This is a genomic window from Dactylosporangium sp. CS-047395, assembly GCF_050942185.1.
Taxonomy (GTDB): Bacteria; Actinomycetota; Actinomycetes; order Mycobacteriales; family Micromonosporaceae; genus Dactylosporangium.
Genome location: NZ_CP192015.1, coordinates 1588004 through 1611881 on the forward strand (window position 1 = coordinate 1588004; position 23878 = coordinate 1611881).

Below are 23878 nucleotides of genomic sequence, written 5' to 3' on the forward strand. Positions count from 1 at the left end.
CGTAGCACGCGCCGGCGCGGTTAAGGCGTGCGTACGTGTTCGCGGTGTAGTGCGCGCGGGCGCGGCCAAGGCGGTGCGTTACGTGTTCGCGCTGTAGCGGGCGCGGGCGCGGGCGCGGCCGAGGCGAGGCGGAACGCGTTCGTGGAGGCGGCGCGGGAGCGGGGGGTAGATTTCGTTCCGTGCGTATCGCTCGTTTCGCCCACAGCAGTGGCATGTCGTTCGGGGTCGTGGAGGGTGAGCCGTCGGCCGGCCTGGCCGGGCTCACCGTCGCCGAGATCGACGGTCACCCCTTCGGGGAACTCCGCTTCACCGGCCAGCGCTGGGCCGTCGCCGACGTGCGGCTGCTCTCGCCCATTCTGCCCAGCAAGGTGGTGTGCGTCGGGCGGAACTACGCCGACCACGCGGCCGAGCTCGGCAACGACGTCCCGAAGGAGCCGCTGCTCTTTCTCAAGCCCTCCACGTCCGTGATCGGCCCCAACGACGCGATCCGGATCCCGCCGCAGTCGCAGCAGGTCGAGCACGAGGCCGAGCTGGCCGTCGTCATCGGCGTCACCGGCGCACGGCGCGTGGATCGCGCGGGCGCGGCGGCGGCGATCTTCGGGTACACCTGCGCGAATGACGTGACCGCGCGCGACCTGCAGCGCAAGGACGTCCAGTTCACCCGGGCCAAGGGCTTCGACTCGTTCTGCCCGATCGGGCCGTGGATCGTGACCGGCGTGGACGTCAGCGACGTCGAGGTGCGCTGCGAGGTCAACGAGGAGGTCCGCCAGCTCGGCCGGACCAAGGACATGGTGTTCGACGTGCCGACCCTCGTGTCGTATGTGTCACATGTGATGACGCTGCTGCCCGGTGACGTGATCCTGACCGGCACCCCGGCCGGCGTGTCCCCGATGGCCCACGGCGACGAGGTCGTGGTCTCGATCGAGGGAGTCGGCGCGCTCGCCAACAAGGTTCTGACCTTGGAATAGGCGTGTTGGCGACAACCGATTTGGCTAGGGAGGGGACCTCCGGTAAAGTTCTCTTTCGGCGCGGTAAGCGCCAATGGGGTATGGGGTAATTGGCAGCCCGACTGATTCTGGCTCAGTTAGTCTAGGTTCGAGTCCTGGTACCCCAGCACCGCAGCAAGATCGCGGTGCTGTAGTGTTCCACCGCACGTCAGCACGCAAGGCAAGTACTGGGGCCCCGTCGTCTAGCGGCCCAGGACGCCGCCCTCTCAAGGCGGTAGCGCCGGTTCGAATCCGGTCGGGGCTACAGCGCATGTGCCAGCCGCTTCGAGGCGCCAGACCTCGCAGCGGCTGTTTGCGTTTCCGGGCTCGATCGAGCCCGTCCGCCCGACGCGGCGGCCTGCGGGGATTCGACGCTTTCGTCCGGATCAGAGCCTGAGCAGCGGGCCGGGGCACCGATGTTGCGCATCCATGGAGGGCCCGCGGCCGGAGCGCTGCCGCGGCGGATAGCCGGCCGAGGCAGCGCGCGGTCGCGTCCCGGATGCGGCTACAGCTGCGTGGCGATGCCCAGGATCGCCGCGATGAACACGACGAGGGCGACGATCAGCGACATGCAGCCGCCGCGGCCGGTGCCGCCCGACGTCGGAGCCGGGGCCGGAGGCGGAAGCTGAGGGTCCTGCGGCGTGGTGGGGGAGTCGGGCGCGTCCGGGCCGCCAGGGCCGCCTGAGCTCGGCGGGGACGACGGCGTGCCGGACGAGGGGGAGGCGTGGAGGCCCGCCGAGCCGTCCGGCTCGGGGCTCGCTGGGGTGGTCGAATCGGGCACTGGCGTTCCTTCCAGCTGATGCGCTCCGGGACCGCGCCCCGGATTCGCCGATGCAAGACGCGCCGCGGCGGTACACCGGAAAACTCCGCACGGCACGCCCCGCCGATGGTATGCGCGTCCGCGCGGCGCGCAACCCTGAGACCGAGCGCCCCATGGGCCTGATCCGGCCGAATGCCCGCGCGTGCCGGGTACCCACGCTTGTAGGTGCCCGCGCCCGCCGCGCCCGCGCCCGCCGCGCCCGCGCCCGCCGCGCCCGCGCCCGCCGCGCCCGCGCCCGCCGCGCCCGCGCCCGCCGCGCCCGCGCCCGCCGCGCCCGCGCCCGCCGCGCCCGCGCCCGCCGCGCCCGAGCGTGCCGCGCCCGCGCGTGCCGGGGGCCCGGCGCGTGCCGAGTGCCGGCGCGTAGCCGGCGCTGTCGAAGCCGGGCGTGCCGCCGGTGCCCGCGCATGCCGCGCCTCCGCGTGCCGGGTGCCGGCGCATGCCGCGCCCGCGCGCAGCCGCCGCCGTCGTAGCCGGGGCGCGCCACGTCCGCGCGGGTGAGCAGGCGGCCGCGGCGGGGTGGGTGCCGCCGCAAACGCAGCATCGGCCCGGCAGCAATGCCGAGCCGATCGCCGTGCCTGTGGCCTCTAGAGCCCCGACAGCCGCTGTCCCGCGCGCACCACGGCCATCGCGTGCCGGTCGCCCGGTCGCCGCCCCAGACGCTCTATGGGGCCGGAAACGCTGATCGCCGCGATGACCCGCCCCGTCCGGTCCCGGATCGGCGCGGACACGCTCGCCACACCCGGCTCGCGCTCGGCCACGCTCTGGGCCCAGCCCCGCCGCCGGACCTCCGCGAGGGTGCGCCCGGTGAACTTGCACCGCGGCAGGAGCGGCATCACAGCCTCCGGCGGCTCCCAGGCGAGGAGGACCTGCGCGGCCGAGCCGGCCGTCATCGGCAGCACGGCGCCGATCGGCACGGTGTCGCGCAGACCGCTGGCGCGCTCGGCCGCGGCCACGCACAGGCGCTCGTCGGCGCGGCGGAGGTACAACTGCGCGCTCTCACCCGTCGCGTCGCGCAGGGCGGTCAGCATCGGCTCCGCGGCGGTCAGCAGGACGTCGGGGGCGGCGTTGGCGAGTTCCCCGAGGCGCGGGCCCGGCCGCCAGCGTCCCTGGGCGTCGCGGACCAGCAAGCGGTGGATCTCCAATGCCTGTGCCAGACGGTGCGCGGTGGCGCGCGGAAGCTTCGTCCGCTCCACCAATTCCGCCAGGCTGGCGCCGTCGACGCAGGCGGCGAGGATGACGACCGCCTTGTCGAGCACGCCGACACCGCTCATACTGTGTCCCACAGACCGAAACATACCTCCCAAATTTTAGGATGTCCAGATGGTGGGAGAAGCCCAACAACAGCCGCGAACGCTGGCGGAGAAGGTGTGGGATGCGCACGTCGTGCGGTCCGCCGCCGGCGAGCCGGACCTGCTCTACATCGACCTGCATCTCGTGCACGAGGTCACCAGCCCGCAGGCGTTCGACGGCCTGCGCATGTCCGGGCGCCCGGTACGCCGGCCCGAGCTGACCATCGCGACCGAGGACCACAACACGCCGACCGACAACCTGCTGACCATCAGCGACCCGGTTTCGCGCACGCAGATCGAGACGCTGCGGCGCAACACCGAGGAGTTCGGCATCCGCGTGCACTCGCTGGGCGACGCCCAGCAGGGTGTGGTCCACGTGATGGGACCGCAGCTGGGCCTGTCCCAGCCCGGCATGACCATCGTGTGCGGCGACTCGCACACCTCCACGCACGGCGCGTTCGGCGCCCTCGCGTTCGGCATCGGTACCTCCGAGGTCGAGCACGTGCTCGCCACCCAGACGCTGTCGCAGGCGCGTCCGCGCACCATGGCGGTCAACGTGGTCGGCGAGCTCGGCCCCGGCGTGACCGCCAAGGACCTGGTGCTGGCGCTCATCAGCCAGGTCGGCACGGGCGGCGGGCGCGGGCACGTGGTGGAGTACCGCGGCCCCGCGATCGAGAAGCTGTCCATGGAGGGTCGGATGACCATCTCCAACATGTCCATCGAGTGGGGCGCCAAGGCCGGCATGATCGCGCCGGACGAGACGACGTTCGCCTACATCGAGGGCCGCGAGTACGCGCCGAAGGGTGCCGACTGGGACCGGGCCAAGGAGTACTGGGCGAGCCTGCGCACCGACGACGGCGCCAAGTTCGACACCGAGGTGACGCTGGACATCTCCCAGCTGACCCCGTTCGTCACCTGGGGCACCAACCCCGGCCAGGGCGCGCCGCTCGGCGGCTTCGTGCCCAGCCCGGACGACTTCACCGAGAACGCCGAGCGCGTCGCGGCGGAGAAGGCGCTGGAGTACATGGCGCTGACGCCCGGCACCGCGCTGCGCGACGTCGCGATCGACGTGGTGTTCCTCGGCTCCTGCACCAACGGCCGGCTCGAGGACCTGCGCGCCGCGGCCGACGTGCTGCGCGGCCGCCGGGTCTCCGAGAGCGTCCGGATGCTCGTGGTGCCGGGCTCCGCGTCCGTGCGCGCGGCCGCGGAGGAGGAGGGCCTCGACAAGGTCTTCACGGAGGCCGGTGCGGAGTGGCGCTTCGCGGGCTGCTCCATGTGTTTGGGTATGAATCCCGACACACTGAAGCCCGGCGAGCGCTCCGCCTCGACTTCCAACCGCAACTTCGAGGGCCGCCAGGGCCGCGGTGGCCGCACCCACCTGGTTTCGCCTCCGGTGGCCGCGGCGACCGCCGTCGCCGGTCATCTCGCCGCCCCTGCCGACCTGAACTAAAAGGGACACGGACACTCATGGACAAGTTCACCGTCCACACCGGTACGGCAGTTCCGCTGCGCCGGTCCAACGTGGACACCGACCAGATCATCCCCGCCGTCTACCTCAAGCGCGTCACCCGCACCGGGTTCGCCGACGGACTGTTCAACGCCTGGCGCTCGGACCCGGAATTCGTGCTCAACAATCCCGTGTACGAGGGTGCCTCGATCCTCGTCGCCGGCCCCGAGTTCGGCACCGGCTCATCGCGTGAGCACGCTGTTTGGGCTTTGCAGGACTATGGATTCCGGGCGGTGGTCGCGCCGCGTTTCGGCGACATCTTCCGGGGAAACGCGCTCAAGGGCGGCCTGCTCCCGGTCGAGCTCGGCAGCGAAAACGTCGAGAAACTGTGGGCGGCGATCGAGGCCGACCCGAAGCTCGAGGTAACGGTCGACCTCCAGGATCGCCAGTTGCGTGCAGGCGCCGACGAATGGGACTTCCCGCTGGACGATTTCAGTCGTTGGCGGTTGCTGGAAGGCCTCGATGACATCGGCCTCACCCTTCGCCACGAGGACGCTATCACCGCCTTCGAACAAGGCCGTCCGGAGTGGACACCCGTCGTTCGCTAGCCCCCGCAGGGCGTCTCGATGAGCCTTCGGCCGAATCCGTTACTCCACAACGATTTCTTTTCCGTCATATGTTTGTATCCTGTGTGCGTTGGGATACCTTGCCCACAGGGACTTCATTTCTGGTACGGGAGGAAACGTGAACAAGGCCGAGCTCATCGAGGCGCTCAGCGCTCGCCTGGGCGACAAGAAGTCGGCGAACGCGGCGCTGGACGCGGTGCTGGCCGAGATCCAGGCCGCCGTGACCAAGGGCGACAAGGTTGCCATCACCGGCTTCGGCGTCTTCGAGAAGCGCATTCGCGGTGCGAGAACCGCCCGCAACCCGCGCACCGGCGAAGCGGTGAAGGTGAAGAAGACGTCGGTTCCCGCGTTCCGTGCGGGCGCCAGCTTCCGCGAGATGGTCGCCAGCGGCAAGGTGCCGAAGGTCGCCGCCGCCGCGAAGAAGACGACCGCCGCCAAGACGACCACGGCGAAGGCGACGACCGCCAAGGCCACCACGGCGAAGGCGACGACGGCGAAGGCCACTCCGGCCAAGGCCACCGCCACCAAGACCGCGCCGGCCAAGGCCGCCACCAAGACCGCTCCGGCGAAGAAGACGGCCGCCAAGACGACCCGCGCTGCGGCGTCCACCACGGCCCGCAAGACGACGACGGCCACCACGGCCGCCGCCAAGACCACTACTGCCGCCAAGAAGGCCCCGGCCAAGAAGGCCGCCGCCAAGTAACTCAGGCAAACGAAAAGGGCGGCCCCGCGATCGCGGGGCCGCCCTTTCACTGTTTGCGCGCTATCGCAGCGACACCGGCGCGATGCGGTCCCGGCCGACGATTTGCGCGCCGGCGAAACACAACACCCAACCGGCGCCTTTGCGGGTGTGAAAGTCGACGTCGGCCCGGTGGGTGAGCGTCGTCAGCAGCGGCGGCATGAGTTTTCCCTGGCTGCAGATCACGGTTGTACCCCCACGAAGCGCCCCCGCCGCCAGCGCTTCCGCGGCGGGGCCCGGCTCGGCCTCCTCGTCGAAGGCCGGCTCGATCGCCACCGGCAGGCCCAGCGGCTCCACCGTCTGCCGGCAGCGCAAGGGGGTGGCCGACACCACCCGGTCCGGCCGCAGGAGCGTCAGCAGGCCGCTGAGGGCCCGCGCGTCACGTTCTCCGCTGGGCTCGAGGGGTCGCTGCCCGTCCGGACCCTTCCACTCCTTGCGCTTGCCGGCCTTCGCGTGCCGTACCAGCGCGACCACCCCGGTCACCGGCGGCACGTCGAGAAACGCCCTCACGACGCCCCGGTCGTGCGCGTAGCTCAGCAGCGTGTGCGCGTCGGTCGCGGCGACCCACCGGGCCTCCTCGATCTCGTGGTCGGCCGGGCGCGGCGCCCACGCGACCGCGCGCATCGACCAGAAGTCCACGCTCTTCTCCACGCCCGGCTCGCCGGTGAGGTACCGCACGGACGGCAGCCGCACCTGGGGCACCGCCTCGACCGAGGTCTCCTCGAAGACCTCGCGCACCGCGGCGGTCAGCTCGTGCTCGCCCGGATCGAGCTTTCCCTTCGGCAGTGACCAGTCGTTGTACCGCGGCCGGTGCACCAGGACGATCTCCGTTGCCCCACCGGCGGATCGCCGCCACACCACCCCGCCCGCCGCGCGGACGACCGAGTTCACTTCAGCCATGCGATGTTCTTATCCTCCATGACGGCCGCCCACACAGCCGGGAAGTCCGCCCGGGCGCGCGTCACCGCGGCCCGCTCACGCTCGAAGAGCCGTCCGGCCGTGACCGCCAGCTCGTGGTCGCGCGGCTCGTCGGCGGCCGCCGCCAGCCACGCGTCCGCGGCGATCGCCGCGTCCTGGTGCTCCCCGAGGACCCCTTGCGCCTTCCCGATCGCCTTGGCCAGCAGCCGCGCCTCCGGGCCGACGACCGCCGAGACCGCGTCGGCGGCGTAGCGGGCCCGCTTGGCCCGCTTGCGGACCTCGTGCCAGTCGTCGTCGGGCAGATCCGGGGTCAGGTCGCCGGCACCCACGACGCCGCCACCGCCCTCCACCAGGCGCCGCCAGGGCCGCTGGACGATCCCGGGCAGCACGTCCTCCGCCTGCTCCCAGGCCGGCGGCGCGAGGCGGGGCTCCTCCACGGCGCCGACGAGGGCGTCGAGCAGCTTGACGTACCGCCGCGAATGCAGCGCCTCGTCCAGCTCCCGCAGCGCCGCGTCCTGCCGGGCGGCCAGCGCGGCGTCGATGCGCGCGACCGAGCGCCGGTCGGCCGGCACCAGCGGGTCGGCCTCGGCGGTGCGGTGCAGCCGCTCCCGCAGCACCTCCAGGTCGCGGGCGCCGCCGAGCGCACCGGCCAGCCACGCCAGCTCCTCGCGCAGCCGGGCCGTCCAGTGCGGGTCCAGCAGCGCCTGGAAGGTCTGCAGGTCGCTGCGCAGGCGCCGGGTGCCGACCCGCATCTGGTGCACCGGGGTGTCGCCGTTGGGCATCGTCTCGCGCAGCCGTGCGAACGGGTCGTGCTTGAAGATCCGCGTGACGTCGCGGCGGATCGCCTCGGCGACCACGTCGCCCGCGTAGACGGTGCGCTTGCGCGCGGGCGCGGCCAGCATGGGCTCGTCCAGCGGCGCGTACGCCTCCATCGCCCGCACGTGCTTGGGCACGAACTCGCCCGCCCGGGCGCCCGCGTCCAGCAGCAGCTCCTCGATCCGGTCGAGCAGGTCCCGGCCGCCCTCGGCCCGCTCGACCTCGATCTCGCGGAAGCGCAGCGCGACCTCGCGGCCCCAGTACACGCTCACGTCGTCGTCGGCGACCTCAGCCAGCAGCCGGCCGTCGGCGTCGGTCACCTCGTAGACGGTGCGCACGGTGCGCAGGATCGCGGCCGGGGCGAGCTTGCGCCCGCGCCGGTAGGCCGTGACGAGGTCGAGCAGCTGCGGAGGCACCACGCCGGAGCCCCGCGATGGCTGGGAGTACTCGTGGCGTACGCCCACCCGCGAGGACGGCAGCTTCACCGTCCACTCCTTCGGGGCGGCGTCGCTCTTGCGGTACCGCAGCGAGACCCCGTGGCGGGCGAGCAGCCGCTCCGGGGTGTCGTAGTAGGTCGCCCGCAGCGTCTCGGGCTCCCGCGCGCTCACCCACCCGGCGGCGCCGAGGTCGGGCATGGTGAACCCGTCGTCGGCCAGGTACTTGCGCTCTTCCTCCAGCATCCAGTCACCCTAAAGAGGTCAGCCGGGCTCACTCCACCCGGTCGACGATGCGGCGCAGCAGGGCCTCCTGCGGGTTCTTGCCCGCCCGGCGGTGCCACTGGCCATTGCCCGAGAGCTCGAACGCGCCCGTGTCCTCGCTCATCATCAGGCTCAGCACCCGGTGCAGCTCGTCCGTCGAGGCCGGATCGGTCACCTGCACCAGCGCCTCCACGCGGCGGTCGAGGTTGCGGTGCATGAGGTCGGCCGAGCCGATCCAGTACTCCGCGCGGGTGCCGTGGCCGAAGCGGAACACCCGCGAGTGCTCCAGGAACCGGCCCAGAACCGACCGGACCCGAATGTTCTCCGACAGGTCCGGCACCTCTGGCCGCAGCGCGCAGATGCCCCGCACGATCAGGTCGATCCGCGTCCCCGCGCGGCTGGCACGGTAGAGCGCGTCGATGACCTCCTCGTCGACCAGCGAGTTCACCTTGATCTGGACGAGGCCGTCGGCGCCGTACGCGACCTCGCGCTCGATCCGCTCGATGATCCCGCGGCGTACGCCGTGCGGTGCGACGAGCAGCCGCCGGTACGACGTCTGCCGGCTGTAGCCGGTGAGCACGTTGAACAGGTCGGTCAGGTCGGCGCCCACCTCGGGGTCGGCCGTCAGCAGCCCGTAGTCCTCGTAGAGCCGCGCCGTCTTCGGGTGGTAGTTCCCGGTGCCGATGTGGCAGTAGCGGCGGATGTGGTTGCCCTCCTGGCGCACCACGAGGGCCGTCTTCGTGTGCGTCTTGAGCCCGACGAGGCCGTAGACGACGTGACAGCCCGCCCGCTCCAGCGTCCGCGCCCAGCCGATGTTGGCCTTCTCGTCGAAGCGCGCCTTGACCTCTACCAGCACGACGACCTGCTTGCCGGCCTCGGCCGCGTCGACGAGCGCGTCGACGATGGGGGAGTCGCCGCTGGTGCGGTACAGCGTCAGCTTGATCGCCAGCACGTTCGGGTCGGCCGCGGCCTGCTCGATGAAGCGCTGCACGCTCGTGGAGAACGAGTGGTACGGGTGGTGCACGAGGATGTCGTGGTCCCGCAACCGCGCGAAGACGCTGCGCGGCGTCTCGCCCTCGGCGAAGTGCGGATGCGTCGCGGGTACGAACGGCGGGTCCTTGAGATCGGGCCGGTCGACGCCGTTGTACACCTGCCACAACGCGGTCAGGTCGAGCCACCCGGGCACCCGCAGCACGTCGTGGGAGTCCATGTCGAGCTCGCGGACGAGCAGCTCCAGCACGTGGTCGGAGATCGACGCCGCGACCTCCAGGCGCACGGGCGGGCCGAAGCGCCTCCGCGCGAGCTCGCGCTCCAGCGCCTGCAGCAGATCCTCGTCGCGGTCCTCGTCAAGCTCGACCTCGGCGTTGCGGGTCACCCGGAACAGGTGGTGCTCGAGCACCTGCATGCCCGAGAACAGCTGCCCGAGGTGCGCCGCGATGAGCTCCTCGACCGGCAGGAACCGCATCACCCGCGCACCGTCGCGCGCGGAGTGCAGCGCGTAGAACCGCGGCACGTTGTTCGGCACCTTGATCCGCGCGAACAGCTCCGGCCCGCCGTCCTTCTCGCGGACGACGACGGCCAGGTTCAGCGACAGCCCCGAGATGTACGGGAACGGGTGCGCAGGATCGACGGCCAGCGGGGTGAGTACCGGGAAGATCTGCTCGCGGAACGCCGCGCGCATCCGCTCGCGCTCCGCCGGGTCCAGCTCCGTCCAGCGAACGATGTGGATGTTCTCCTCGGCCATCGCCGGCGCGATCTCGTCAGCGAAGACCCGCGACTGGCGCGCCATCAGCCCGGTCGTTCGCTCGGCGATCTGCTCCAGCTGCTCGGTGGGCGGCAGGAAGCCCGGTGGGCGGCGTACCGGCAGGCCGGTCTGCAGGCGCCGCTTCAGCCCGGCGACGCGCACCATGTAGAACTCGTCGAGGTTGCTGGCGAAGATCGCGAGGAACTTGGCCCGTTCCAGCAGGGGCGTCGTGGGGTCCTCGGCGAGCGTGAGCACCCGCGCGTTGAAGTCCAGCCACGACAGTTCACGGTTGAGATAGCGGTCCTCGGGCAGCGGCTTCTCTTCTTCCGGTACCTGCACGTCGCTCCCTCCGGACTCGAACCACTCCGGCCGCTCGTCGCCGTCGCGCGCGGTCGCGTCGTCCTCGATCGCGTCCGTGCTCTGGGCGGCCTCGGCTCCCTTGGGGTTACCCACGCCTGTCGCCGGACTATCCACGGCGGCAGCGGCGCTCTCGACGGGCTTGGCGGGCGTCGAGGGACGACCGTTGACGCCGGGCGCGGCGGCGGCCGCGGGTTTCGCCGGCTCGGTCACCCCGGGCTTCGCAGGAGCAGTCACCGAGGACTTCGCGGGCGCTGTAGCCGCGGGCTTTGCGGCTGCGGGCTTGGTCGCCGGCGGCGTGGTGGCGGACGGCTGGACGGCGGGCGCGGCCACCTTCGGCTCGGTCTCCGCCGGCGCGGCCGTGGAAGCGGCAGACTTCGCGGGCGCGGACGCGGCGGGCTTCGCGGGCGCGGACGCGGCGGGCTTCGCCGGCGTGGAGGCCGCGGGCTTTGCGGGCGCGGACGCGGCCGGTGCGGCAGGTCCAGTGGCGGCGGGCTCGGCGGGTTCCGGCTGCGCGGTCTCCGCCGGCTTGGTGGCGGCCGGCTTGGTCGGGGACTTCTGGGCGGGCACCCGCTCGGGGGCCTTCGCTGATTCTGTCGTGGCCTCGTTCACCGTGACCTCGCTCACCGTGGCTTCGTCGGCCGGCGCCGTGGGCGCGGCCTTGGTGACTCGACGAGCCCGTGTCGGGGCCCCGTTCCCACCGGACCTCGTCGTCTTGGGCGGCGCACTGGCCGGTTCGGCTCGCTGGGCTGCGCTGCGCGGGCGGCCTCGACCGGTCGTGCTCTCGTCCACCGGATCATCATGGCCCGTTTGTGCCGGTCTGAACATGAACTTCCCGCTGCTTGGCCATTTACGGAAACGTGGGCAGCGTGACCTTCGTGATCGTTCCCACACCGTCGCGGTCCAGCCGGACCCGCTGACCCAGCCGCAGATGGCGCAGCCCGGACGCGTCGAACGCCGCGGCCGGGAAGGCCACCTCGACCCCGTCGTCGAGCAGCACCGTCCCGGTGCGACTCTCGTCGTCGAATGTCGCCACCGTGCCCTGCATGCCGATCACGCTACCGTGCAGAGGACTTGTCCGGTATGTGTGCCGAGTCCCAGCCTCGCGGCGGCATCGAGATCGGCCGCGGTGTCCACGTCGCGGCGCAGGCTCGGCCATGCGCCGTCCAGCCGTACCGCGCCCGAGCGCTGGTGTGCCGCCGCCGACCCGGGTCCGAACTGCGGCGCGAGGGTCTCCCCGGGCGGCGCCGCGAGCAGGACCGTGCCCGTGCCCTCCAGGTCGGGCACGAACGCCCGCCGCCCCGTCCGCGCGGCCGCGACGAGGGCCGCCTCGAGATCCTCGGGCCGCATCGCGGGCAGGTCGGCGGTGAGCGCGACCACGCCGGTGCGCTGCGCGTCCGCGCGCGTGTCGTCGCGGCCGCCGTTCGGGTCCATACGCTCGGTCGTCCTGGCGACGTCGTCAGGCCCGGACGCGTGCCCCGCGGAGACCTGGCCTGGGGCATACGGCGCGGACGCAGGATCAAGGGTGTGCGTGGCAGAGGCGGGGCCCGCGACCTGCGCCGTGGAGGCGTGGGCCGGAGGGACGCGGTCAGCGGCGTGGGCCGGGGGGACGCGGTCAGCGGCGAGTGCGTGTGCCCCGGGAACAGGGCCGGGCGCGGGCGCGGCGAGGATCAGGCGGGCGGCCTGCGCGCCATATGCCAGGGCCGCGTTCAGCCCGGCCGCGGGCGCGTCAGGCAGGCACAACGCCCCAAGCGCGGTCAGCTCCGTGCACACCGCGGGGTCGTCGCAGATGACGACCACCCGGGCGATCGCGCGGCAGGCGAGGGCGGCAGCTACCGTGTCGCGTGCCATGGCAAGGACGAGATCGGGGTGTACGGCCTCGGGCACCGCGCCCCGCAGGCGCGTCTTGGCCGCGGGCAGCGGCTTGACCGGGACCACCGCCACCCAGGCGGCCGGCCGCTCGGACGCGGTCGGCTGGGTGGTCGACTGGCCGTGGCTGTGCATGAGCCATCCTGACACGGCCACTGGGCGCCTGGCAGTGGCATGATTCGCAGCAGAACCGTGAGGGGAGGGTGAGATGGTGCGCCGGAGGCTCGGCTTCTGGCGGCGTTTCGCCGTCATGACCGTCAAGCCCATGATCCAGGTGCTGACCCGCCGCACCTGGCGCGGGATGGAGCACATCCCGGCCGAGGGCGGGGTGATCATTGTGGTGAACCACATCTCCCACGCCGACCCGCTGGCAGTGGCGCATTTCATCTACGACTCCGGGCGCTGGCCGTCGTTCCTGGCCAAGTCCAGCCTGTTCGACGTGCCGGTGCTGGGCTATCTGCTCAAGGCCGTCCACCAGATCCCGGTACGCCGCGGGACGACCGACGCCGTGAAGGCCCTCGAGGCCGCGCGGGTGGGCGTGCAGACCGGCGCGGCCGTGGTGATCTACCCCGAGGGCACCACGTCGCGGGAGCCGGACCTGTGGCCCATGCGCGGCAAGACCGGTGCGGCGCGGCTCTGGCTGGACACCCGCGCACCGGTGATCCCGATCGTGATGTGGGGCCCGGAGCAGATCTACGACCCGCGGACGAAGAAGCTCAAGCTGCTCCCGCGCGCGAAGGTCACCATCGTCGCGGGTGACCCGCTCGACCTGTCGGCCTGGGCGGGCGCGCAGCCGACGGCGCAGACCCTGAACGAGATCACCGACCACATCATGCTGCACCTGCGCGACATGCTGGCCGGGATCCGCGAGGGCACCCCGCCGCCGCTGTGGTCGCCGAAGCGGCCCGCCACGCAGCAGCAGTCCACCGTGCAGCGGCCCGAAGAGCAGACGGCATGAGCATCCAGCGCGCGGCCGTCCTGGGGGCGGGTTCGTGGGGCACGGCGTTCGCGAAGGTCCTCGCCGACGCCGGGACGCCTTCGGTGACCGTGTGGTCCCGCCGGCCCGAGCTCGCGGCGTCCATCCGCGACGACCACCACAACCACGACTACCTGCCCGCGATGTGGCTCCCGGACGCCGTCACGGCCACCGCGGACGCGCACGAGGCGATCGACGGGGCGGACCTGGTCGTACTGGCGGTGCCGTCGCAGACCCTGCGGGCCAACCTGAGCGCCTGGAGCGGCGGGATCGGCGCGGACGCGACGCTCGTGAGCCTCATGAAGGGCATCGAGCTCGACACGCTCAAGCGGATGAGCGAGGTGATCGTCGAGGTCGCCGGGGTGGAGCCGGACCGCGTCGCCGTCGTCACCGGGCCCAACCTGGCGCCGGAAATCGCCGCCGAGCAGATCGCGGGCACCGTCGTGGCCTGCCAGGACATCCGCCGCGCCGAGCTCGTCCAGCGGGCGATCAGCACGCGTTACCTGCGGCCGTACACCAACGACGACGTCGTCGGCTGCGAGCTCGGCGGCGCCGTGAAGAACGCGATCGCCCTGGCCTACGGGATGGCCTCCGCGCTCGGCTTCGGCGACAACACCAAGGCCACCCTGATCACGCGGGGCCTGGCCGAGACCGCACGGCTGGGCGCGGCGCTCGGGGCCAACCCGATGACGTTCGCGGGCCTCGCCGGCCTGGGCGACCTCATCGCGACGTGCTCGTCCCCGCTGTCGCGCAACCGCACGTTCGGTGAGCGCCTCGGCCGCGGCGAGACCCTCGAGCAGGCCCAGGCCGCGACGCGCCAGACCGCGGAGGGCGTGAAGAGCTGCCTGTCGATCCGCGACCTCGCGCACAGCGTCGGCGTGGAGATGCCCATCACCGAGCAGGTCGAGCAGGTGTGCCACGAGGGCGTGGACCCGCTCAAGGCCCTGGCGGCGCTGATGTCGCGCGAGACCAAGCCGGAGCGACCGGGCGTGCCCTCGACCGGTCAGTAGCCGTCGCCCATCGCCGCCGCGAGCAGTCCACGCCGGCCTGCGCGGGCGCGCCGCGGCGACCGGCCTGCGCGGGTGCGTCACGGCGACCGGCCTGCGTGGGCGCGTAACGGCGACTCGGCCTGCGCTCGCAACGCGGACCGACGCGCGTTCATGCGTGCGGCGGTCGATGCGCGTCCGCGCGGAGGGCCGGGAACCGTGCGCGCGCCGACGGCCCCGGCTCGGCGCGCGTCCGCAGGGACGAGGTGCGCGTCCGCGGGCACGAGGTGCGCGTCCGCGGGCACGAGGTGCGCGTCCGCGGGGACGAGGTGCGCGTCCGCGCGGACGGGGCGGGGACGGCGGCCGACTATGGATGAGTGAGCGCCCGAAACATGGGGACGGGATGATGCGCGGAGACGACGCGACGAAGGGGGACGGCGACATGGACGCAGACGGTGCCGGAGCGCTCGGGCGCGGGGACGGGACGCGGGTCGTGCACGCCGGGGTCCCCGCGGCGGTCGTGGGGGAGCCCTTCCTGCCCTCGCCGGTGTTCGGGGCGCCGTACCACCTCGATCCGGTGGCGGGGCCGCAGGCGGGCGTGGACGGGTACGGGCGGTCGGACAACCGGACGTACCGCAACCTGGAGCGGGCGATCGGGGAGCTGGAAGGCGGCGATTGCGTCGTCTTCGCCTCCGGGATGGCGGCGATCACCGCGGTGCTGCTGTCCACGCTGCGTGCGGGTGACGCGGTCGTGCTGCCGTCCGACGGGTACTTCCTGACCCGCGCCTTCGCCGGCGAGCACCTGCCCGAGCGTGGGGTCGAGGTGCGGACGATGCCGACGGCGGGACCGTACCCGGCGCTGGACGACGTGCGGCTGCTGCTGCTCGAGACGCCCTCCAACCCGGGCCTGGACGTGTGCGACATCACCGAGCTCGCCGCGCGGACGCATGCCGGGGGCGGGCTCGTCGCGGTCGACAACACCACGCCGACGCCGCTCGGGCAGCGGCCGCTCGACCTGGGCGCGGACTTCTCCGTCGCCTCGGCGACCAAGGCGCTGACCGGGCACTCCGACATGTTGCTCGGCTACGTCTGCGCGCGCGACCCGCGGCTCATCGAGTCGATCCGCACCTGGCGCGGGCGGACGGGGGCGATTCCGGGCGCGTTCGAGGCGTGGCTCGCGCACCGGTCGCTCGGGACGCTGGACCTGCGGCTGGCCCGGCAGACGGCCAACGCGGCGGCCGTGGCGGAGCTGCTGGCCGGCCATCCGGCGGTCGCGTCCGTGCGGTGGCCCGGGCGCGCGGGCGACCCCTCCTACGAGGGCGCGGTCCGGCAGATGCGCCGCATCCCGGGCGTGGTGACGTTCGTGCTGGCCGACAAGGCGGCGGTGGACCGCTTCCTGGGCGCGTCCGAGCTGGTGTTCGCCGCGACGTCCTTCGGCGGCCTGCACTCCTCGGCGGATCGCCGGGCGCAGTGGGGCGACGACGCGCCCGAGGGCCTCGTGCGCTTCTCGTGCGGCGTCGAGGACACCGACGACCTGGTCGCGGACGTCCTGCGGGCCCTCAACGCCGCGCAGGGCTGACCGCACCCATCACCGTCCAGGACCTCAACGCTGCGCGGGGCTGACGAAAGCCGAACGCCGCGCAGCGCTCACAAGGTCATAAGCCACGCAGAGCCGATAAAGGCAAGAACCGGAGGGCATACGCCCAGTCCGCGGATGCTCAGCAGTGCGACTCGCCCGCGGGCGCGGTTGGGATCGTGGCCACGATCGCCGGTGAAAGATTCACCAACCACGACCCGTCGGCGTCCTTGGGCACCACGACGCGCAGCGGCACCTGGCGGTCGACGCTGTGCCAGACCGTCTGCCTGGACTGCTCCTGGGTGAACCAGCACACGTCGGACAGGCCCAGGAACTGCGCGTCCGGCGGGATCGCCGGGGCCGCGCCGCCGCACGACAGCAGGATCGCCGGGTCGCCGAACGCGGCGTTCTGCTCGCCGCCGGCGGTCACCTGGCGGCGGTGCAGGCCGCCGAGTTCTTCGGGCAGCCGGGAGACCAGAGCCCGGCACATCGCGGCCGGGGACGGGTCGAGCTGTGGGGCCTCAGCCGGTACAACTGCGGAACTTGGTCCCGAAGGAAAGCCGCCGAGCCCCCAGAACGCGACGACCCCGGCCACCAGGGCGACGGGCAACGCCGCGATGGTGGCGACTCGGGCCGGGCTCGGTGCGCGGCGCTCGGGTGCGTCCGTAGTCATGACGGGCATGAGACTACAGGTGCACGACCGAGCACGTGACGGTGCGCGTGATGCCCGGCACCAGTTGCACCTTCGACACGATGAGCTGGCCCAGCTCGTCGATGTTGCGGGCCTCGGTGAGGACCACGACGTCGTACGGGCCGGTGACCGCGTCCACGCGTACCACACCGTTGAGGCCCTGAATGGCCGTGGCCACGTCGCGGGCCTTGCCGACCTCTGTTTGGATCAGGATGTATGCCTGTACCACGACACGACTCCCTCCCTGCGCCGTCCGCGCGCTGATCAGCCGTCAACCTACCGCAGGATGGAATCGAAAACTCAACCGCCGTGCGTGATCATGCCATGACACGCGGCGTCGGCGACACTATCGAGCATCAGTTGGAGGACGGGTGACCGTAGCAACCGCCGGTGAGTTCGGGCTCATCTCGCGGATCACGGCCCGGCTCGGGGCGCCCTCGCCCTCGGTACTGCTCGGACCCGGCGACGACGCGGCGATCGTCGCGGTCCCGGACGCGCGCGTCGTGGCGAGCACGGACGTGCTCGTGGACGGGCGGCATTTCCGCCGCGACTGGTCGACCGGGCGCGACGTGGGCCACCGCGCGGCCGCGGCTAACCTCGCCGACATCGCGGCCATGGGCGCGCGGCCCACGGCGCTGCTGGTGGCCCTGTGCACCCCGGCGGATCTGCAGATCGCGTGGGCCGAGGACCTCGCGGACGGCCTGGCCGCGGAGGCGGCGAAGACCGGCGCGACGGTCGTGGGCGGGGACACCTCGTCGAGCCCGACGCTGACGATCGCGGTGACCGCGCTGGGCGACCTGGAGGGGCGGGCGCCGGTGGTGCGCTCGGGTGCGCGTCCGGGCGACGTGGTGGCGGTGGCGGGCCGGATCGGGCACGCCGCGGCCGGGTACACCATCCTGTCCCGCGGCTTCCGCTCGCCGAAGCTGCTCGTGGACGCGCACCGGCGGCCCGACGTGCCGTACCACCTGGGGCCGGTCGCCGCGCGGATGGGCGCGACGTCCATGATCGACGTCTCCGACGGCCTGCTGGCCGATCTCGGGCACATCGCGACGGCCAGCGCCGTCGGCATCGATCTGCGCCGCGACGCGTTCACAGTGCCCGAGGCGATGCACGCCGCCGCGACCGCGCTCGGCGTGGACCCGTACGGCTGGCTGCTCGCCGGCGGCGACGACCACGCGCTGGCGGCCACCTTCCCGCCCGACGTACAGCTGAGCGACGAGTGGCTCGTGGTCGGCTCGGTGCTGCCCGCCAGTCTGTTCACGGCGGGTGACGGCGTGACCGTGGACGGTCGCCGGTACACGGGCGGCGCCCCAGGCTGGGACCACTTCCGGTAAGGCTTCCGGTAAGGCCCGGTACCCTCGACGCTCGTGACCGAGATCGACATCAGGATGACCCGCTACGGCTCGCGGGTCGCCTCCGAGCTGACCACCGCCGCGCTCGCTGACCTGAGCCTGCGGTACGGCGGCGAGGGTGATTCCACGCCCATCGAGCCCGTCGAGTTCGACCCGCCCGAGGGCGCGTTCCTCGTCGCCTACGTGGACCGTGTGCCGGCCGGCTGCGCCGGCTACCGCACGTTCGCCGGGGACGACGAGACGGCGGAGCTCAAACGCATGTACGTCGCGCCGGAGTACCGCGGCCGCGGGGTCGCCAAGGCGCTGCTGCGCGCCGTGGAGGACGTCGCGCGGTCGGCGGGCCGGACGCGGATGTGGCTGGAGACGGGCACCGCGCAGCCGGAGGCGATCGGCCTCTACGAGCGGTGCGGGTACGCGCGGATCGACGACTTCGGGCACTACAAGGGCTATCCCGACGTGCGCTCGTTCGGCCGGAACCTCTGAAACCTTCCGGGCACGACGAAAGGCCCCGTGACTCGGTCACGGGGCCTTTACGGTGCCTGGGTCAGCCCCGGACGACCTTGCCGGCCTTGAGGCAGGAGGTGCAGACCTGCACCTTCCGCGTGGTGCCGCCACCGGCCGGGGTGCGCACCGTCTGAATGTTGGGGTTCCAACGGCGGTTGGTCCGCCGGTGCGAGTGGGACACGTTGTGGCCGAAGCCCGGTCCCTTGCCGCAGACGTCGCACACGCTAGCCACGGGGATCTCCTGGGTTGTTTGCAGTCTGGATCGGAACGGACCCGCTTCGCGGCTCCCATTCCAGGCGTCACCGGCCGGGTGAACGGCGGGCAACCCAGCAAGGTTACCTGATCCGACCCCGCCACACCCAATCGGCCCTTCCGCGGCCGCCGTGGTGGGGAACGACGGGCTTCACCGTTAGGCTCTGCCGCGTGCCAGACAGTGTGGACGCAGCCGCCGTCCGCCGGTGGTGTGCCGCCGGCCTGGCCGCGCTGCGGCGCCACCAGGCCGAGATCGACGCGCTCAACGTGTACCCCGTGCCGGACGGCGACACCGGCACCAACCTGGTGCTGACGATGTCATCGGCGGTCGAGGCGGCGGTGGGCGACACGGCGGCCGAGGCCGTACGCGGCGCCGCCCGGGGCGCGCTGCTCGGGGCCCGCGGAAACTCCGGGATCATCCTGGCCCAGCTGTTCAAGGGGCTCGCCGCCGGGCTGGAGCGCGCGGGCGCGGCCCCGGTGACCGGCGCGGTGCTGGCCGGGGCGCTGAACGAGGCCGCCCGCGGGGCCTACGCCGCGGTCGCCGCGCCCGTCGAGGGCACCGTGCTGACCGTCGGGGTGGCCGCCGGGTCCGCCGCCGTCGACGCCGCAGCGCACGGGGGCGTGGTCGCCGTGGCCCGCACCGCCGCCCAGGCCGCGCGCGAGGCGCTCGCGCGGACGCCCGAGCAGCTGCCGGCGCTGGCCCGGGCCGGGGTCGTCGACGCCGGCGGGCGGGGCCTCGTGGTGCTGCTCGACGCGCTGGTGGAGACCCTGACCGGGGAGGAGCCGCCGGACGAGCCGGTCATCGCGGCGGTACCGACCGGCGGCCGTCCCCGCACGACCGCCGAACGGGAGACCGGTTCGGCCGAGTTCGCCTATGAGGTGCAGTTCCTGCTGGACGCGCGCGCGGACGCGGTCGAGACGCTGCGCGACACCCTCGCGGCGCTCGGCGACTCGCTGGTGATCGTCGGCGACGAGCCCACCTGGCACGTCCACGTGCACGTCAACGACGTCGGGGCGGCGGTCGAGGCCGGCGTCGACGCGGGGCGCCCGAGCCGCATCACGGTGACCCGTTTCGAGGACCAGATCGCCGCGGCCGCGCGCGCCGAGGAGGCGGCCGGCGCCGGGCCCCGCGACCGCGCCGTCGTGGTCGTGTGCAGCGGTCCCGGCCTCGCGGAGCTGCTGGAGGCCGAGGGCGCCGAGGTGCTGACCGGCAACCCCTCGACCCGCCAGCTGCTCGACGCGATCCTGCGCACGGGCGCGGAGCGCGTCGTCGTGCTGCCCAACGACGCGAACGTCCAGGCCGTGGCCACCGCCGCGGCCGGCGAGGCGCGCGCCGCGGGCGTCCGCGCGGGGGTCGTGCCGACCCGCTCGCCGGTGCAGGCGCTCGCGGCGATGGCCGTGCGCGACGGCACGCGCCGCTTCGAGGACGACGTGATCGCCATGGCCGAGGCGGCCGCGCGGTGCCGGTCGGCCGAGGTCTCCATCGCCGCGCGGGAGGCACTGACCGTCGCCGGGCGCTGCCAGCCGGGTGATGTCCTCGCGATCGTCGACGGCGAGGTCAACCTCATCGGGCAGGATCTGCCGGAGACGGCCTGCCTGCTGCTGGACCGGATGCTCGGGGGCGGCGGGGAGCTCGTCACCCTCATCGCCGGCCGCGACGCCCCCGCCGGGCTCGGGGCGGCCCTGCGCGCCCACGTCGAGCGCTCCTGGCCGTTCGTCGAGGTCCAGTGTTACGAAGGGGGCCAGCCGCACTACCCACTCCTGGTGGGCGTCGAGTAGAGGAAGCCTGACCGTGGCCGACATCGACCTGTCCACACCGCTGTCGAAGGTGCTCGGAGCGAACGGCGCGAAGCTGCTCGCCGAGCACCTCGATCTGCACACGGTGGGCGACCTCGTGTACCACTTCCCGCGCCGGTACGAGGAGCGCGGCGAGCACACCGACATCCGGGCGCTGGAGATCGACACCGACGTCACCGTGTTCGGGCAGGTCAAACGCGTGAACTCGCGGCAGTTCGAGCAGAAGCGGGGCAACACCCGGGGCAAGCGGGGCTCGCTGGTCGAGGCGGTCATCGGCGACGACAGCGGCGGCGAGATCAGCGTCACGTTCTTCAACCAACCATGGCGGGAGAACCAGCTGCGCCCGGGCCGATGGGGGCTCTTCTCCGGCAAGGTCGGCCGGTTCAACCACAAGCTGCAGCTCAACCAGCCCGACTACGTGCTGCTCGACGCGGGCGAGGGTGAGGAGGCGGTCGAGGAGTTCGCCGGAGCGATCATTCCGGTGTACCCCGCGACCGCGCGCGTCCCCACCTGGCGCATCGCCTCGGCGGTGCGCACCGTGCTCGACGTGCTGCCCCCGACGCCCGACCCGGTGCCGGCCACGACGCGGGCCAACCGGCGGCTGAGCTCGCTGGACAAGGCGCTGCGGGAGATCCATCGGCCCGAGTCGCAGCAGTCCCTGGCTGTCGCTCGGAGGCGCCTCAAGTGGGACGAGGCGTTCGCGTTGCAGCTGACCCTGGTCCAGCGCAAGAAGCGGGCCGAGGACTGGCCGGCGGTCCCGCGCCCGCGCCGCGCCGACGGGCTGCTCGCCGCGTTCGACGCCGGGCTGCCGTACGAGCTGACCCGGGGCCAGCGCGACGTCGGCGACGAGATCGCGGCCGACCTGGAGCGCGCCCACCCGATGCACCGCCTGCTGCAGGGCGAGGTCGGTTCCGGCAAGACGCTGTGCGCCCTCCGCGCGATGCTCCAGGTCGTCGACGCAGGCGGCCAGGCCGCGATGCTCGCCCCGACCGAGGTGCTCGCCGCCCAGCACCACCGCAACATCACCGACCTGCTCGGCGGCATGGGCCGGGCCGGCGAGCTCGACGCCGCGCCGGACGCGACCCGGGTGACGCTGCTCACCGGGTCGCTGGGCGCGGCCGCGCGGCGGAAGGTCCTGGAGGAGATCCGCAGCGGCACCGCGGGCGTCGTCGTCGGCACCCACGCGCTGCTCTACGAGGGCGTCGACTTCGCCGACCTGGGCCTGGTCGTCGTCGACGAGCAGCACCGCTTCGGCGTCGAGCAGCGCGACGCCCTGCGCACCAAGGCCGACCAGCCGCCGCACGTGCTGGTCATGACGGCCACCCCGATCCCGCGCACGGTCGCGATGACCGTGTTCGGTGACCTGGAGACCTCGGTCCTGAGCCAGCTGCCGCGCGGGCGCTCGCCGATCGCCTCGCACGTGGTGCCGGTCACCGAGAAGCCGGCGTTCCTGGACCGCGGCTGGCGGCGGCTGCGCGAGGAGGTGGCGAAGGGGCACCAGGCGTACATCGTGTGTCCGCGCATCGGCGACGCCGCCAAGTCCGAAGGGGAGGACGTGCCCCCGGCCGGCGACGACGGGCGGCGCCCGCCGGTCGCCGTGCTGGACGTGGCGCCGCAGCTCGAGGACGGGCCGCTGCACGGGCTGCGCATCGGCGTCCTGCACGGGCGGCTGCCGGCCGAGGAGAAGGACACCGTCATGCGGACCTTCGCCGCGGGCAACCTGGACGTCCTCGTGGCCACGACGGTCATCGAGGTCGGCGTCGACGTGCCGAACTCGACGATGATGATGATCCTCGACGCGGACCGCTTCGGCGTCTCCCAGCTGCACCAGCTGCGCGGGCGCGTCGGGCGGGGCAGCGCGCCGGGGCTCTGCCTGCTCGTCACCGAGTCCGGCGAGGGCACGCCCGCGCGGACGCGGCTGGACGCGGTGGCCTCCACGACCGACGGGTTCAAGCTCGCGGAGCTGGATCTGGAGCAGCGGCGCGAGGGCGACGTGCTCGGCGCCTCGCAGTCCGGGCACCGCTCGCACCTGCGCCTGCTGTCGCTGCTGCGCGACGCGGAGCTGATCGGCGAGGCGCGCGCGGAGGCGGCGGAGCTGATCGCGGAGGACCGGGAGCTGGACAAGCACCCGGCGCTGGCGGCGACGATCGCGCGGCTGGTGGACGAGGAGCGGGCGGAGTACCTCGAAAAGGGGTGACGCTTCTCACACCGGCCGGCCGGTGGCTGCTCAGGGCGGCCGGCCGCACCGCCTAATGTGGACGCGTGACGCGGATCGTGGCCGGGGTGCTCGGCGGGCGCCGGTTGACCGTGCCGGCCGGGCAGGGCACGCGGCCCACGTCGGACCGGGTGCGCGAGGCGCTGTTCAGCAGCCTCGACAACCTCCTGGACCTGGACGGATCGCGGTTCGCCGACCTCTACGCGGGCTCGGGCGCGGTCGGGCTGGAGGCCTGCTCCCGCGGCGCCGCCCACGTGCTGCTGGCCGAGGCCGACGCCAAGGCGGCGCGCGTCATCCGCGGCAACATCGCGACGCTCGGCGTGGCCGCGCGGGTGCGGCTCGTCACCGACAAGGTCGAGCGGCTGCTCGCGGGGGAGCCGGACGGGGCGTACGACGCGGTGTTCATCGACCCGCCCTACGCGGTGACCGACGAGCGCGTCCGCGCGGTGCTGGAGGCGCTCGTCGAGCGCTGGCTGGCCGCGGACGCCGTCGTGGTGGTCGAGCGGTCGAGCCGCGGACCGGCCCTGGCCTGGCCGGGCGGGCTGGGCGCGGTCGCCGAGCGGCGCTACGGGGAGACCTCACTGTGGTACGCCCGACGCGATCAGGATGGCTCCCGCACGGCTTAAGCGATCCTTTGGTACGGTCCCCGCTCATGAGGCTTGGGCTGGTGCAATGAGGCGCGCGGTCTGTCCGGGTTCGTTCGATCCGGTCACCAACGGGCACCTGGACATCGTGGGTCGGGCATCGCAGATGTTCGATGAGGTCGTCGTCGCGGTGTTGATCAATCAGAGCAAGGCCGGGCTGTTCTCGGTCGACGAGCGGCTGGAGATGCTCGCGACGGTCAGCGCGCCGTACGCCAACGTCCGGGTCGACGCGTTCCAGGGGCTCCTGGTCGACTTCTGCCACGCCAACGACATCGGCGCGATCGTCAAGGGCGTGCGGGTGGCCGGCGACTTCGACTACGAGCTGCAGATGGCGCAGATGAACTACGGCCTCGGCGGTATCGAGACGCTGTTCATGCCGACCAACCCGAAATATTCGTTCGTCTCGTCGAGTCTCATCAAAGAGGTCGCGAAGTGGGGCGGCGACGTTTCCCCACATGTCCCCGATCTCGTGGCAAATCGGCTGCGTGAGCGGTTCGCCAGCCTGCCGAAGGCCGTCTGAGACCGCGAAAGTCTGAGCAACACCCGAGTGGCGATGGAGCGGCTGCGGGGTCCGGG

Annotated in this window: 22 protein-coding genes, 2 tRNA genes and 1 pseudogene; 15 read left to right on the forward strand and 10 right to left on the reverse strand. The window is 72.9% G+C overall.

Features of this window, described 5'->3' with window-relative positions; genetic code table 11:
* Positions 1-179: 179 nt before the first annotated feature.
* From ACQP00_RS07285 to ACQP00_RS07295, 3 genes are all read left to right on the forward strand, one after another.
* Positions 180-968, forward strand: coding sequence for a fumarylacetoacetate hydrolase family protein (locus ACQP00_RS07285; protein WP_433216193.1), 789 nt, complete (start codon positions 180-182; stop codon positions 966-968).
* 74 nt (positions 969-1042) lie between these two features.
* Positions 1043-1114 (forward strand) — tRNA-Gln (locus ACQP00_RS07290).
* Between the two features lie 64 nt (positions 1115-1178).
* Positions 1179-1251, forward strand: a tRNA-Glu gene (locus ACQP00_RS07295).
* A 240-nt stretch (positions 1252-1491) separates the two neighbouring features.
* Here ACQP00_RS07295 and ACQP00_RS07300 read toward each other — a convergent pair.
* On the reverse strand, positions 1492-1767 hold the full coding sequence (locus ACQP00_RS07300; protein ID WP_433216196.1) for a hypothetical protein: 276 nt from the start codon (positions 1765-1767) through the stop codon (positions 1492-1494).
* A gap of 623 nt (positions 1768-2390) precedes the next feature.
* A complete protein-coding gene (locus ACQP00_RS07305) occupies positions 2391-3077 on the reverse strand; it encodes an IclR family transcriptional regulator (protein WP_223101757.1) in 687 nt (228 codons plus the stop codon).
* A gap of 49 nt (positions 3078-3126) precedes the next feature.
* Between ACQP00_RS07305 and leuC the strand changes: the two genes are divergently transcribed.
* From leuC to ACQP00_RS07320, 3 genes are all read left to right on the forward strand, one after another.
* Positions 3127-4545, forward strand: coding sequence for a 3-isopropylmalate dehydratase large subunit (gene leuC, locus ACQP00_RS07310; RefSeq protein ID WP_433216199.1), 1419 nt, complete (start codon positions 3127-3129; stop codon positions 4543-4545).
* Positions 4546-4562: 17 nt separating this feature from the next.
* The gene (gene leuD, locus ACQP00_RS07315; protein ID WP_433216202.1) at positions 4563-5150 is read left to right on the forward strand and encodes a 3-isopropylmalate dehydratase small subunit; all 588 of its coding nucleotides are present in this window, start codon (positions 4563-4565) and stop codon (positions 5148-5150) included.
* 136 nt (positions 5151-5286) lie between these two features.
* Positions 5287-5871 (forward strand): HU family DNA-binding protein, encoded by a 585-nt coding sequence (locus ACQP00_RS07320; protein ID WP_433216205.1) that lies wholly within the window; start codon positions 5287-5289, stop codon positions 5869-5871.
* A gap of 60 nt (positions 5872-5931) precedes the next feature.
* Here ACQP00_RS07320 and ACQP00_RS07325 read toward each other — a convergent pair whose 3' ends face one another.
* The 5 genes and pseudogenes from ACQP00_RS07325 to ACQP00_RS07345 form a co-directional block, all read right to left on the reverse strand.
* Positions 5932-6807: an NUDIX hydrolase gene (locus ACQP00_RS07325; protein ID WP_433216208.1), complete on the reverse strand. Its 876-nt coding sequence runs from the start codon at positions 6805-6807 to the stop codon at positions 5932-5934.
* Complete coding sequence (locus ACQP00_RS07330; RefSeq protein WP_433216211.1) at positions 6795-8321, reverse strand: CHAD domain-containing protein; 1527 nt, start codon at positions 8319-8321, stop codon at positions 6795-6797. The genes ACQP00_RS07325 and ACQP00_RS07330 overlap by 13 nt, the downstream gene beginning before the upstream one ends.
* 28 nt (positions 8322-8349) lie before the next feature.
* Positions 8350-10653, reverse strand: coding sequence for an RNA degradosome polyphosphate kinase (locus ACQP00_RS07335; RefSeq protein ID WP_433223739.1), 2304 nt, complete (start codon positions 10651-10653; stop codon positions 8350-8352).
* Positions 10654-11290: 637 nt separating this feature from the next.
* The gene (locus ACQP00_RS07340) at positions 11291-11488 is read right to left on the reverse strand and encodes a cold-shock protein (protein WP_433216214.1); all 198 of its coding nucleotides are present in this window, start codon (positions 11486-11488) and stop codon (positions 11291-11293) included.
* Between the two features lie 5 nt (positions 11489-11493).
* Positions 11494-11820 (reverse strand): annotated as a pseudogene (locus ACQP00_RS07345) (2-phospho-L-lactate guanylyltransferase); the annotation flags it as partial.
* Between the two features lie 697 nt (positions 11821-12517).
* Between ACQP00_RS07345 and ACQP00_RS07350 the strand changes: the two are divergent.
* The 3 genes from ACQP00_RS07350 (at position 12518) to ACQP00_RS07360 (ending at position 15850) form a co-directional block, all read left to right on the forward strand.
* A complete protein-coding gene (locus tag ACQP00_RS07350) occupies positions 12518-13267 on the forward strand; it encodes a lysophospholipid acyltransferase family protein (RefSeq protein ID WP_433216217.1) in 750 nt (249 codons plus the stop codon).
* Positions 13264-14295, forward strand: a complete 1032-nt coding sequence (locus ACQP00_RS07355) for an NAD(P)H-dependent glycerol-3-phosphate dehydrogenase (RefSeq protein WP_433216220.1) — start codon at positions 13264-13266, stop codon at positions 14293-14295. Before ACQP00_RS07350 ends, ACQP00_RS07355 begins: the two co-directional genes overlap by 4 nt.
* Before the next feature lie 418 nt (positions 14296-14713).
* Positions 14714-15850: a cystathionine gamma-lyase gene (locus tag ACQP00_RS07360; protein WP_433216223.1), complete on the forward strand. Its 1137-nt coding sequence runs from the start codon at positions 14714-14716 to the stop codon at positions 15848-15850.
* A gap of 139 nt (positions 15851-15989) precedes the next feature.
* Here the strand turns inward: ACQP00_RS07360 and ACQP00_RS07365 are convergent, their stop codons facing one another.
* Both ACQP00_RS07365 and ACQP00_RS07370 read right to left on the reverse strand, forming a co-directional pair.
* A complete protein-coding gene (locus ACQP00_RS07365) occupies positions 15990-16520 on the reverse strand; it encodes a DUF3515 domain-containing protein (protein ID WP_433216226.1) in 531 nt (176 codons plus the stop codon).
* A 13-nt stretch (positions 16521-16533) separates the two neighbouring features.
* Positions 16534-16767: an Lrp/AsnC family transcriptional regulator gene (locus tag ACQP00_RS07370; protein WP_433057384.1), complete on the reverse strand. Its 234-nt coding sequence runs from the start codon at positions 16765-16767 to the stop codon at positions 16534-16536.
* Positions 16768-16909: 142 nt separating this feature from the next.
* On the opposite strand from ACQP00_RS07370, the gene ACQP00_RS07375 reads away from it, so the two are divergent.
* The gene (locus ACQP00_RS07375; protein WP_433216229.1) at positions 16910-17872 is read left to right on the forward strand and encodes a thiamine-phosphate kinase; all 963 of its coding nucleotides are present in this window, start codon (positions 16910-16912) and stop codon (positions 17870-17872) included.
* Positions 17873-17905: 33 nt separating this feature from the next.
* Positions 17906-18373, forward strand: a complete 468-nt coding sequence (locus ACQP00_RS07380; RefSeq protein ID WP_433216232.1) for a GNAT family N-acetyltransferase — start codon at positions 17906-17908, stop codon at positions 18371-18373.
* A gap of 61 nt (positions 18374-18434) precedes the next feature.
* Here ACQP00_RS07380 and rpmB read toward each other — a convergent pair whose 3' ends face one another.
* Positions 18435-18626: a 50S ribosomal protein L28 gene (rpmB, locus tag ACQP00_RS07385; protein WP_190249618.1), complete on the reverse strand. Its 192-nt coding sequence runs from the start codon at positions 18624-18626 to the stop codon at positions 18435-18437.
* Positions 18627-18817: 191 nt separating this feature from the next.
* Between rpmB and ACQP00_RS07390 the strand changes: the two genes are divergently transcribed.
* From ACQP00_RS07390 to coaD, 4 genes are all read left to right on the forward strand, one after another.
* Positions 18818-20425 carry a DAK2 domain-containing protein gene (locus ACQP00_RS07390; RefSeq protein ID WP_433216235.1) on the forward strand — a complete coding sequence of 536 codons (1608 nt, stop codon included), beginning with the start codon at positions 18818-18820 and terminating at the stop codon, positions 20423-20425.
* A 13-nt stretch (positions 20426-20438) separates the two neighbouring features.
* On the forward strand, positions 20439-22640 hold the full coding sequence (recG, locus tag ACQP00_RS07395; protein ID WP_433216238.1) for an ATP-dependent DNA helicase RecG: 2202 nt from the start codon (positions 20439-20441) through the stop codon (positions 22638-22640).
* A 65-nt stretch (positions 22641-22705) separates the two neighbouring features.
* Positions 22706-23284 carry a 16S rRNA (guanine(966)-N(2))-methyltransferase RsmD gene (gene rsmD / locus ACQP00_RS07400; protein ID WP_433216241.1) on the forward strand — a complete coding sequence of 193 codons (579 nt, stop codon included), beginning with the start codon at positions 22706-22708 and terminating at the stop codon, positions 23282-23284.
* A gap of 46 nt (positions 23285-23330) precedes the next feature.
* Positions 23331-23822, forward strand: a complete 492-nt coding sequence (gene coaD, locus ACQP00_RS07405; RefSeq protein ID WP_433216244.1) for a pantetheine-phosphate adenylyltransferase — start codon at positions 23331-23333, stop codon at positions 23820-23822.
* Positions 23823-23878 lie beyond the last annotated feature (56 nt).

What these genes read in the sequence shown, in the direction of transcription:
- ACQP00_RS07305 (WP_223101757.1), bottom strand. Translation starts at nt 3,077, where the DNA reads ATGAGCGGTGTCGGCGTGCTCGACAAGGCGGTCGTCATCCTCGCCGCC.
- leuC (WP_433216199.1), top strand. Translation starts at nt 3,127, where the DNA reads ATGGTGGGAGAAGCCCAACAACAGCCGCGAACGCTGGCGGAGAAGGTG.
- leuD (WP_433216202.1), top strand. Translation starts at nt 4,563, where the DNA reads ATGGACAAGTTCACCGTCCACACCGGTACGGCAGTTCCGCTGCGCCGG.
- ACQP00_RS07325 (WP_433216208.1), bottom strand. Translation starts at nt 6,807, where the DNA reads ATGGCTGAAGTGAACTCGGTCGTCCGCGCGGCGGGCGGGGTGGTGTGG.
- ACQP00_RS07330 (WP_433216211.1), bottom strand. Translation starts at nt 8,321, where the DNA reads ATGCTGGAGGAAGAGCGCAAGTACCTGGCCGACGACGGGTTCACCATG.
- ACQP00_RS07340 (WP_433216214.1), bottom strand. Translation starts at nt 11,488, where the DNA reads ATGCAGGGCACGGTGGCGACATTCGACGACGAGAGTCGCACCGGGACG.
- ACQP00_RS07350 (WP_433216217.1), top strand. Translation starts at nt 12,518, where the DNA reads ATGGTGCGCCGGAGGCTCGGCTTCTGGCGGCGTTTCGCCGTCATGACC.
- ACQP00_RS07355 (WP_433216220.1), top strand. Translation starts at nt 13,264, where the DNA reads ATGAGCATCCAGCGCGCGGCCGTCCTGGGGGCGGGTTCGTGGGGCACG.
- ACQP00_RS07360 (WP_433216223.1), top strand. Translation starts at nt 14,714, where the DNA reads ATGGACGCAGACGGTGCCGGAGCGCTCGGGCGCGGGGACGGGACGCGG.
- ACQP00_RS07365 (WP_433216226.1), bottom strand. Translation starts at nt 16,520, where the DNA reads ATGACTACGGACGCACCCGAGCGCCGCGCACCGAGCCCGGCCCGAGTC.
- coaD (WP_433216244.1), top strand. Translation starts at nt 23,331, where the DNA reads ATGAGGCGCGCGGTCTGTCCGGGTTCGTTCGATCCGGTCACCAACGGG.